Source organism: Solicola agrisoli (assembly GCF_049059935.1).
GTDB lineage: Bacteria > Actinomycetota > Actinomycetes > Propionibacteriales > Nocardioidaceae > JAURVT01.
Window position 1 is genome coordinate 34,138 of the sequence record NZ_JBMGQR010000034.1, and the last position, 9,551, is coordinate 43,688.

Annotated in this window: 12 protein-coding genes; 4 read left to right on the forward strand and 8 right to left on the reverse strand. The window is 66.4% G+C overall.

Annotated elements, in window-relative coordinates:
• Positions 1–786 precede the first annotated feature (786 nt).
• The 3 genes from ACI6PP_RS13210 to ACI6PP_RS13220 all read right to left on the reverse strand — a co-directional run bounded on the left by ACI6PP_RS13210 (position 787) and on the right by ACI6PP_RS13220 (position 2,138).
• The gene (locus ACI6PP_RS13210) at positions 787–1,107 is read right to left on the reverse strand and encodes a hypothetical protein (RefSeq protein WP_421112062.1); all 321 of its coding nucleotides are present in this window, start codon (positions 1,105–1,107) and stop codon (positions 787–789) included.
• 106 nt (positions 1,108–1,213) lie between these two features.
• A complete protein-coding gene (locus ACI6PP_RS13215) occupies positions 1,214–1,384 on the reverse strand; it encodes a hypothetical protein (protein ID WP_421112063.1) in 171 nt (56 codons plus the stop codon).
• A gap of 154 nt (positions 1,385–1,538) precedes the next feature.
• Positions 1,539–2,138, reverse strand: a complete 600-nt coding sequence (locus ACI6PP_RS13220; protein ID WP_421112064.1) for an ANTAR domain-containing protein — start codon at positions 2,136–2,138, stop codon at positions 1,539–1,541.
• Between the two features lie 1,037 nt (positions 2,139–3,175).
• Here ACI6PP_RS13220 and ACI6PP_RS13225 point away from each other — a divergent pair.
• Both ACI6PP_RS13225 and ACI6PP_RS13230 read left to right on the forward strand, forming a co-directional pair.
• Complete coding sequence (locus ACI6PP_RS13225; RefSeq protein ID WP_421112065.1) at positions 3,176–3,859, forward strand: LuxR C-terminal-related transcriptional regulator; 684 nt, start codon at positions 3,176–3,178, stop codon at positions 3,857–3,859.
• 255 nt (positions 3,860–4,114) lie between these two features.
• Positions 4,115–4,330: a BldC family transcriptional regulator gene (locus tag ACI6PP_RS13230; RefSeq protein ID WP_421112066.1), complete on the forward strand. Its 216-nt coding sequence runs from the start codon at positions 4,115–4,117 to the stop codon at positions 4,328–4,330.
• Between the two features lie 752 nt (positions 4,331–5,082).
• On the opposite strand, the gene ACI6PP_RS13235 is transcribed toward ACI6PP_RS13230, so the two are convergent.
• The 5 genes from ACI6PP_RS13235 to ACI6PP_RS13255 form a co-directional block, all read right to left on the reverse strand.
• Positions 5,083–5,553 carry a hypothetical protein gene (locus ACI6PP_RS13235; RefSeq protein WP_421112067.1) on the reverse strand — a complete coding sequence of 157 codons (471 nt, stop codon included), beginning with the start codon at positions 5,551–5,553 and terminating at the stop codon, positions 5,083–5,085.
• The gene (locus ACI6PP_RS13240) at positions 5,550–6,119 is read right to left on the reverse strand and encodes an RNA polymerase sigma factor (RefSeq protein ID WP_421112068.1); all 570 of its coding nucleotides are present in this window, start codon (positions 6,117–6,119) and stop codon (positions 5,550–5,552) included. Before ACI6PP_RS13240 ends, ACI6PP_RS13235 begins: the two co-directional genes overlap by 4 nt.
• 1,022 nt (positions 6,120–7,141) lie before the next feature.
• Positions 7,142–7,318 (reverse strand): DUF2273 domain-containing protein, encoded by a 177-nt coding sequence (locus ACI6PP_RS13245; protein ID WP_421112069.1) that lies wholly within the window; start codon positions 7,316–7,318, stop codon positions 7,142–7,144.
• 68 nt (positions 7,319–7,386) lie between these two features.
• Positions 7,387–7,683 carry a hypothetical protein gene (locus ACI6PP_RS13250; protein WP_421112070.1) on the reverse strand — a complete coding sequence of 99 codons (297 nt, stop codon included), beginning with the start codon at positions 7,681–7,683 and terminating at the stop codon, positions 7,387–7,389.
• A complete protein-coding gene (locus ACI6PP_RS13255; protein WP_421112071.1) occupies positions 7,673–8,146 on the reverse strand; it encodes an Asp23/Gls24 family envelope stress response protein in 474 nt (157 codons plus the stop codon). The genes ACI6PP_RS13250 and ACI6PP_RS13255 overlap by 11 nt, the downstream gene beginning before the upstream one ends.
• A gap of 351 nt (positions 8,147–8,497) precedes the next feature.
• Here ACI6PP_RS13255 and ACI6PP_RS13260 point away from each other — a divergent pair, with 351 nt between their 5' ends.
• Both ACI6PP_RS13260 and ACI6PP_RS13265 read left to right on the forward strand, forming a co-directional pair.
• Positions 8,498–9,007, forward strand: coding sequence for an Asp23/Gls24 family envelope stress response protein (locus ACI6PP_RS13260; protein WP_421112072.1), 510 nt, complete (start codon positions 8,498–8,500; stop codon positions 9,005–9,007).
• Positions 9,008–9,090: 83 nt separating this feature from the next.
• Positions 9,091–9,551 (forward strand): mechanosensitive ion channel family protein (locus ACI6PP_RS13265; protein ID WP_421112073.1); only part of this gene is annotated, 461 nt, incomplete at its 3' end.

Consider the following 9,551-nt stretch of genomic DNA (forward strand, 5'->3'; position numbering starts at 1 on the left):
TTCGGCTGGCAGCCTCGAACTCCGTCACCCCAGGTGCGAGGCGTCCCGGGCCAACATGACGCGGACCTGGTCGCGATCGAGACCCATCTTTCCCATCAGCACATGGGTGCTGGTCAGCGCCCTGTCGTCCTCAGCTGCCATCGCCAAGCTCGCAGGAGAGTGCGCCGTTGCCCGTGTGCCCGACCCAGCTCCAGCGGCAAAGCGAACGTCGTCGTCTGTTACGCGAAGATCGTGACCTTGCCGGCGCCCGTGGCCGTCCCGCGTGAGCTGAATTTGATCCATGCGTTTCCTTCCTTGCCGCACGGGACCGTGATGCTGGCGCCGCTGCACCGGGTCCAGGTGGGACGGCCTTGCTCTCCACGCCCGCATCCGCGAGCCGGCCGAGGGTGAGCTGGAACGGCTCGGGTTCGTGTTGGAGGCGTTCGCCGTCTACGTGGGGTGCGTCGGGCACATGCGGCACACGACCACCGCGGTGAGCCCTGTCCTGCAGGTTTCCATCGCCAACGGGTCCAACTCACGCCGCCACACCGGGCACTGCTGTCGTGGTGGCTCAGCCCGCTGGCGTTGCCTGGTGGACCGACAGCGTTGATCCCCAGCTGGCGGCCGAGCTCGACATGATCGACCATTCCGCCGGCGGCGAACACTTTCGCGGGTTCGGGGTTCGGGGTTCGGGGTTCGGGGTTCGGGGCGAATGGGCCCGGCGCGTCCAATGAGCCGACGGGCGGGTTGCTCGGCGCCGGTGCTGCAACCCCGCCGCCGGACGAGTCCGATCACTCCGGGGCGGGGTCAGACCTGATGCAACGCCAATGTCATCTGGCAGCCGCCGGCGCCGGGGGTACAGATGATGACGTCGTCGCCGGTGATCGGGTCGGGGTCGATGGTCAAACTGGCAGGAAGGCCTGCCGCGACCCAGTCTGGTTCATCGCGCCCACAGCCGACACACATGATCGGAGTCAGACCGTGGGTGGTGGCCAGCTGGGCGCGCGCCCTCACCTGGGTGCGCTGTTTGAGGGTCAAGAATCCGCACTCACAACGGGCCCGGACCTGTCCGTCGTCGAGCAGGTATCCGTCCAGCACGTGCACCGTCCGATAGGGCATCGGGCTCACCGCCTCCAATCGTGGCACCTGCGGCCCGGGCCGAACTCAGTATCGAGACCGTCACCACGATGCTGCAGCACAGAGTCCGTGGAAGAAGGCGTGACCCCGGTGTTGGCTAGGGGCTGATGGTATCGCTGACCGCCATCAGATCGGCGATTGCGCGCACCGCGCGGCCACGCTCGGCGTCGTCGCCGATGGCCACGACCAAGTGCTCGAGCGCGACCAGCACCGACTCCGGTTCGCTGGTGCACAACAGATACATGGGGGCCTCGACCGAACGCAGCACGGGACGCGGCGGAATGATCCCCCACAGGAGCGAACCTCAATCGCCGTAACGGGCAAGATGGACGACGCTACGTCCAAGGCGCTTCGATCGCATCCCACCGGGCCCTCGGCCAGGTGGGACGGTGTCAAGGGTGCCATGGGTCCAAGGGCTTGGCTCACATGGGCTGGGGCTCGTCGGTGGTGCCGACCGTGGGTTCGGTGCGCACGCGAGTGCGGCAACGGACCGTGGCCGCGGCCGCTACGACCCGGTTCGCTGCTTCAAGCACGCTGATCCCCAGATGCCTGGCCTGGGCCGACAACCGCTCGCAAGCGGCCTCGTAATCAACGCCAGTCCTGCCCATCAGCACCCCGACGGCGGTGGCGATCGTGGAGGCTTGGAACGCCGCGACCTGGTCGCGGACCCCGGCTGTCATCGTATTGGTGGCCTCGGCGACCTGGGTGGCGGCCTCGGCGCCAAGCTGGGAGGTCAAGTCGCACCCACCAGACCCCTGAGCGCACACCAGTCGGTGATGCCCGGCCACCGGATCGGGCTGGATCGCCAACGACGCCGGAAGACCGACCTCGAGGCGGGCGGTCGTGCAGTCAAGCCCGCATGCCTCACACAGCAGGTCCGACAGCCCATGGCTGGTGACCAACTGGTACCGCGCCGAACGTTGCGCGGCTTGACCCACGGTCAAGAAGCCGCACGAGCACCGGGCCCGCACCTCGCCCTCGACGCTGACGTACCCATCAAACAGGTGCACCGCTGACTTCATCCGTACCCCCGGGAGTAATTGAGAACTCAACTATATTACCTCGTGCACGAACTGTTTTGCGCTGGTCGACCGCGGTCGATGCGTAGAAACGTCAGGCCGACTGTCCAGAACCGGGCGGTTCGTGACGGAGGGCAGCCGCGTGTACACGATCAGGGCACCCGCAGATGTGACGCACGTCTGATCGCTGTGCGTAGGTTAGGCGGTTCGTTTGTCCCGGCATGCGCTTCGGGGTGTCGTCGATGTGAGCGGTGGACTTGCTGCTCGATCTGAGGTGATCGGGTCGACGGCGCCTCGTGCAAGTCCAAAGTCGCCAGCGGGGCTCGATGAGTAGGTCACCGGCTGGGGTCGGCACCCCCTTCTGGCCGCGAGCTGTCGTCCGGGACTCACCAGGTCGCTTCGTACGGATTCGGGCGTGAGGACTGGTGGCGTCAACGTGATGGGGTCTGCCCGACAAGAGGGATATAGCGGGTGTCGTTGATCCCCCTTCAACCGCACACGCCCACTCCCCTGGGGCGAGGCGGCGCGACCACCCGCAAAGAACCCGCCCCGAGGTCGCGAGTACCCGGGGCGGCTCGGGGGTCAGGTTGCCCCGCACAATGGTCCCGGCTTGGTGATCGGCTTGCGTACTCGCTGGGTCGCGACGTCGACTAGGTGAGATTCTGCCTGAACACGTCGCCGCTCCCGCCGCTGAGATCATTCAGTTCCTGGTGAGCGTGGCGACAGTCGAATCAAACCGGGAGCGCGCGTGCGCTGCAGATGGGGGAATGGTGGTTCGCGTCGCGATCGTGTCTTGGCGTCCTGACTGCTTGTCCGCAACTTTGCGAGACACGGGGATGCGGCCTTTTGATCTGGCGGGCCGGACGGGGTTGTCGGCGGCGTCGATTGGTTCCTACGTGGCAGGGACGACGGCGCCGACCCCAGCTGGTCTGGTGCTGCTCGCCCGGGCCCTGGGGGTGGCGACCACGGACCTGGCTCCGATGAGCGACCGGCCAACGCTCCACGAGTACAGCTGGCATGCCGGGCATAGTGTGCGGTCGTTGGCCGCGGCACTGGGGATGTCTGCAGGGCATACCGGCGCTGTCATGCGTGGCTCGGCCCCGTTGACCAATCCCGCTGCCTGGGCCAACGCGCTCGGCATCGGCGAGCAGCAGCTCCTGCGCGGTCGCCGTCAGCTGCCCACGCGCCGCGACCACTACAGCCAGGCCATCAGCCCCACAAAGGCCGGCAACACCCCGGTCGAGCCATCGCCACATCTCGCCGCCTGGCAGACGGCCGTCGAGTCGCTATCTGACTCACTCGACTCACCATTGAGCGGCCGTCAGAGCGAGGTCCTGATCATGCTGTGCGGGAGCCTGACGCTCGCGGAGATAACCGATGAGCTGAGTGTCTCGGTGGCGACCGTGCGTACACACATTCGCGGTCTGTACTCCCGGATGGGGCCACTGATCGTGTCGAGGGCGACCGCTCGGGCTGCAGTCATCGGTCACCTCGACCCTGCCCATCGCACCATCAGAGCAGAGATGGCCGGCCAGCTCACCGCTCGCCAGCTCGAGGTGCTTACTCGGACCAACGCGGGAGCGCGGGTCTCTGCCATCGCCTCCGAACTGGGTCTGAGCGAGACCACGGTCAACCGGCACCTCAAAATGTCTTACGGCCAGCTGGGCGTCCACACTCTTCCCCAGGCGCTCGCCGCGCTATTCGGTGGGCCCGCAGGGGCCTGAAGACGACGCCTTCTCTCCCACCGGCCCTTCGTCGACCAACATGGCGCCGGAACCGAACGGCGTCGATTGATCGACCAGCGTCCGCACCAGCGGGGCAATCAGATGTCCAGTTGGTCTCACAGTCGTGTTGGCACATTGCACAGGCGTCGCGGCGCCTTGCACGCGGGTGGCCCACACCGGAGATAATTCACCGACCGGGCAGTCAGATAGGTCATTCGGCTCATTCTGGCCAGATTGTTGAGCCAGAATGAGCCCATGGCCGCACCAACCGACACCAGCACCGAGCTCCTCACCCCCGGTGAGGTCGCCCGGATGTTCCACGTCGCGCCCAAGACTGTGACCCGGTGGGCCGAGTCAGGCAAGCTGCCCGTGACCTACACCCTGGGCGGACACCGCCGCTTCCCCGCCGACGCGGTCCGTGCCGCCCGCAACCTCCCCGACAACACCGACAGGTCCGACGCACTCCTCTGACTTCCGCGCAGACGGTTCCGAGACCGCTTGCTGCGCCTACCGCGGCGCATATGAGACGGTGGAATCCGCGATCGGGCGCGGGGTGTGCCCGGCCGCGGTGGGAGGGCTCCGGGTGCTCACCTCGAGCACTCGGAGCATCCTCTGTTCCGGGTCAACACCTGCGTGACGCCACTCGCGGGGGGTCCTCGGTCCACAGCACCACCGTCGGGCAGGTCGGCTGGTGCCACTCCCGACTGACCGGGGCCCCGATGTCGTCCACCGCTGACTCGACCCGCCACGTTGGACAGTGCAGGCAACCATCCGGCACGTCCCAAGACTCCAGGTCTACGAACATGGACGCCGGCGCGTAGAACCGCTCGGTGAACCCTGTACGCAACCCCGTCTGCCCACCCCCCAAGGGGTCCGACCGAACTATTGACGCACAGCACCGCTGTTAGGCGCATCGCTTTTCACCACCCCATCCCACGTCCCCAACCCTGTCCCCATGGGTCAGCACGGGCGCGACGTTCACGCCGACGCGGCCATCGCTCGCCGCGGCGCTAGCTGATCGGACCGGTACCGACCGGTGACGCCTTGTCGAGCAGATTTTCGTGCTTCTCGCGCGCGAACGTGCACCAAGTGACCTGTTCGCCCATGCGGTCGTCGCGGCGTGGGTTGGCTTGGGCGCGGCAGTGCGTCGCGGGCGACCAAGACTTCAGGCGAGGCCCCGGTACCCGGCGAATCGAGAGTCACCACCGACGGGTGTCCTGTCCTCAGAACTCGTCCGACGGGTCGACCTGCTGGGGGTCACCGTAGGTGACTGCGGTGAAATGCATGTGCAGCGGGGTGATGGCGATGTCGACCTGGTCGAGCTGCAAACTGTCCCACAAGACTCGTTCGGCGGTGGCGCGTGCCTGGTCGGCCAGAACAAGCAGGTCGTAACCGAACTGACCGAACAGCTCGATGGTGAGCGTGTGTACGACATGCTCGGTGTCAGCGTCGATCACGACCCGTCCGACGGCCCCACCGTCGAGGTCATCATCGATCGCGCGCCGCAGGGCAGCGATGACAACCTGCTCAGCGATCCAGATGGGGCCCTCGGGGGTGTGTGCTCGCAGAGGGAGCGATGTGCGGGTGGCGCGCATGGCATGCTCGAGGACATCATTGGCGACCAAGGCCCACTGCTGCCGCGCCTGTCTGCGGATGCCGTCAATGGCATCGTGATGGTCGCTGGGTTCGGTCATCGCCACTGCTCCATGCGTGCGCTCACGGTCCGGCGAGCGCGGTGCAACTGGCCACGGACCACGGTGGTGTTCGTGTCAAGAATATGCGCCATCTCCTCGTAGCTCAGCCCTTCGATCTCGCGCAGGAGCCAGACGGCCTTCTGGCGCCAGGGGAGCTCGGACAGGGCAACATTGAGCTTCTGCCAGAGCTCGAGGTCGGCCATCTGATCATCCTGGTAGGAGGTGCTTGCGACCTCGGCGTCGATGATCCAGTTATCGACGGGCTCGGGGCGCCGCCGGCGGCGATTGTCCAGTGCCTGATGGCTGACGATCGCCAATATCCAGGTCAAGAGCTGGGATTCTCCGCGAAAGGTGTCCAAGTGCTGCCAGACCTTGATCCAGCTGTCTTGGCAGACGTCGCGTGCGTCGTGCTCATGGCCGTCGAGCATCCTGAGGGCGTACAAGTAAGCGGCGCCAGAGTAGCGTTCGAAGATCAAGCCGAACGCCTCACGATCACCCATCGTGGCTCGCCGCACCAGGACGGCATCACTCGGCTTGGGGTGCTCATGAGCTGCGTGTTCAGTCAACGTCCTACACCTCGCTGTAGAGGCAGGCCGACAACGGGAGTCGGCAGGCCCGCGTCGGGCGGGCGATGCAGGACGGGACCGGGTCACTGACATGCGCACGTCGTCGTTTCGACCGGGGGAGGACCGGCGATCCGGCGCGTTGAGAGTTTTGATTGTCCCACACCCAAGGCCCACGGAGCACGGCCCCATCAAGGAGCAGCGATGGTGGTAACGAACGTGGTTTGCCCCTCAGGGCATGCACGCTGCGGAAGTAGGTGGGCAGTCCATCATCGCTCAAGCGGGCCGGCGGGCCAAGAATGCTTCAGGGAGCCGCGTTCGCCAAGCAGCGCAGTCTGCACATGCGGAGCGCAAGCTCTGGCTGAGGCGACGCCGCCGCCGCCATTGGCTCTGAGGTCGCGGCGGTCAATGATCTGGTGACCTGGCTGGTGCATAGGTGCGAGTTCGGCCTGAGACCGACTGTGTCAAGCCGTCGTCTCGAAGCGGGTGGCGAGTTGCAGGCGTGCGCGGACGGTCCGGCTCACGCACCCACGTCGCGGTCAGCCGCCTCTGGGGTGACGGCCGAGACTGCGTCGGTCGTGTTGCAGACGTCGGCACTTGCCCGTCCGTGGTTTGGCCGCAGGACGAAGGGCCAATCGGATTAGCCGCGCCCCGACGACGGTGCGGCAATCGTGCTGGGGCCCACCAGAGCGGTGGGGGTGAGTCCGTTGGGTGCGGTCGCCGCAGTTGTCGTCACGGCCCGGTCAATCGACCAGGCGCGATTGTGAGATCACCGCTTTCGCCGCGAAGCAAGCAGCGTTAAGTGGACCAGGCTGGCCCTGACCGTCGCGACGGGGTGCCTACTTGGTGCGGTCAACTGTCTCTTCGCATCGTGGTGGTGTGTTGCCCGGGTCAGCGATCGATTGCTCGGCGACCTGGTCGGTTCCCTCGGCCTCCTTCACACTCATGCTGCCTCGCACAGATCGCAACCGGCGCCGCCAATGGTGTCGTGCGACGCGGAGGGCCTCACAGTCGCGATGCTGGCGTCAGTCGCGGCGCCCCCGCACGAGCTCGGACAAGTCGATTCGCCCGGTGATCTGAGCACCGACGAGGTAGCCGGCCGCACCGAGCACGACGCCGAGCAATAGGCCGCTGAAGCCGCCGATAGCGACGAGAAGAGCCAGAAGTAGACCGGCCACGAGGCCGACGGTAGAGGTGGGCAAGGCGTTCTCCTACGTGAGCGGGGCTGAAGTTCAGTGAGGGGTTGGCACGAAGGGCCGTGCATCGCGTGTCAAAGGCCGACGAGATCTTGCACCGTGACGTCGACCTGACCGGGTACCAGTGCCCGGACGGTGCGCCGTACGGCCTCAGCGGTAGGTACGACCGCGCTCGAGGAAAACACGAGGATGTGGACCTCGACGCCGGCTGGGGTGAGCCTGACGCCGGTCACACGACGGCCGGGAAGGTAGGTGGCGACCTCGCCGAACGCGCCGCCATGGAGGCCGGCCACCCCGGGCACCGAGCGGACCGACTCGACGATTGCGTCCGCGACGCCGGCCTCTGCCAAGCAGATGGGCTCAGCGGACACGGCCCGCGAGCTCCTCGTCCTCGTCGTCGTCTTCGGGCCCGTCATCGACGTTCACGTCATTGACGGAGATGTTGACCTCGGTGACCTGCAGGCCGGTCATTCGCTCTACCGCGGCGATCACGTTGCGACGAATCCCGGCGGACAAGTCGGCGATCGCCACGCCGTACTGCGCGATCAGTTCGATGTCCACGGCGGCCTCACGTTCGCCAACCTCGACCGACACACCCTGGGAGTAGTTGGTCGACGACCCGGGGATGCGCTCACGCAACGCACCAACCGCGAGTGAACCACCACCCCCGAGGGCGTGGACGCCACTGATCTCTCGGGCGGCGATACCAGCGATCTTCGACACGACCGTATCGGCGATGCTGGTTCGACCCTGGGGTGTCACCAGAGCATCGTCGGGCTTGGCGACCTGTGACCCCGGGGGCGTAGCGGCGGTCTTGTCAGTGGTGCTGCTCATGGCATCCCTCTCATCGAACGTTGACATCAGTTAGTCGTACGAACGGTTCAAACCCTCACGGTTGCCGAACGTGAGGTACATCACAAAACGGCGGTTCTCACTTCCCGTGGTCTCGGGGGGACTCGGACCCGCGAGCCACGCGAGACAACGCGGACACATCGCACTGCTTCGCGCGGTCGACCGACCGTCGTGCGCGTGTTGGTCTGGCGCACGCCGCGCACCTGTCTGTGGTCACTCGATCTACTCAGTTCGGGGTGCAAAAAAAGATTACGTCCGCTTTGCGTGACGTTCGCTACGGCTGCTGCGTCCAACCCCCGCATCACGCCCAACCCGAACTGAGAGGCGGTGCCCATGAGCATGCTCTTGCCCGGCCCCTGCCTCCACGACGGTGACAGCCAGGCGTTGGTGTCCAAGTCAGTGCTGGCCCAAATCGCGTCGCACGCGGCCCGGGAGGTACCTGGTGTGGACCACCTGGTCGCACCGCGCTTGCCGAACGACTCCGAGACCCGGGTCGATTTGATCGCGGGTGGCGCCACCACGGTCAGTGTCCAGATCGTGGTCCGCACCGCTGCCGGCCTGCTCCAGACGGCGACCGGAGTGCGTGACAACATCCGGGCCGCCCTGTCGCACATGGCCGGGCTCGCTGGTGACGTCATCGTCGACATCCATGTCATCGATGTCGACGACGTCGAGCTCAGCCCCGTGGCCGAGCCCTGCTGGGTGGTCCTCGACGAGGTCACCGCGGCCCTGGCCGGTCTGGTTGACGACGCCGCCGACGTGCTGCTCGCAGCAGCCCGACATGGTGCCGAGGCCCACGACGGCACCGGCCCCACCCCCGGGTCGCAGGTCACATCGGGTTAGGACCTTGCTCGAGTGACCGGCACCGCGTCGCATCGCCCCGGGGTCATCTGGCCCCGGGTTCTCCACCCCATCGAAGGCAACCCATGAAATCAGCACTCACCAGCGGTCTGACGTCGATCGCCCAGTTCCTGCCCAAGCTCCTCGCGTTCCTCGTGATCCTGGTCATCGGCTTCCTCGTGGCCAAGGCGATCGCCAAGGCCATCGGGGCACTGCTCGAGAAGGTCGGCTTCGACAGGGCCGTCGAGAAGGGCGGCATCAAGAAGGCCCTCGAGCAGTCCGAGCTCGACGCCTCGGACATCGTCGGCAAGGTCGTCTACTACGCCCTGATGCTGTTCGTGCTCCAGATGGCGTTCGGCGTCTTCGGGCCCAACCCGATCAGCGACCTGCTCACCCAGGTCATCACCTTCCTGCCCTCGCTGGTCGTCGCGATCATCATCGTCGTCATCGCCTCGGCGATCGCCGCGGCCGTGAAGACGCTGATCGACGGCACCCTCGGCGGGCTCTCGTACGGCAGCACGCTGGGCACCATCGCCAGCGCCTTCAT

Bases quoted from the DNA above. Each gene is read 5' to 3' on its own strand.
- ACI6PP_RS13235 (WP_421112067.1), bottom strand. From the start codon at position 5,553: ATGACCGAACCCAGCGACCATCACGATGCCATTGACGGCATCCGCAGA.
- ACI6PP_RS13255 (WP_421112071.1), bottom strand. From the start codon at position 8,146: ATGAGCAGCACCACTGACAAGACCGCCGCTACGCCCCCGGGGTCACAG.
- ACI6PP_RS13260 (WP_421112072.1), top strand. From the start codon at position 8,498: ATGAGCATGCTCTTGCCCGGCCCCTGCCTCCACGACGGTGACAGCCAG.
- ACI6PP_RS13230 (WP_421112066.1), top strand. From the start codon at position 4,115: ATGGCCGCACCAACCGACACCAGCACCGAGCTCCTCACCCCCGGTGAG.
- ACI6PP_RS13220 (WP_421112064.1), bottom strand. From the start codon at position 2,138: ATGAAGTCAGCGGTGCACCTGTTTGATGGGTACGTCAGCGTCGAGGGC.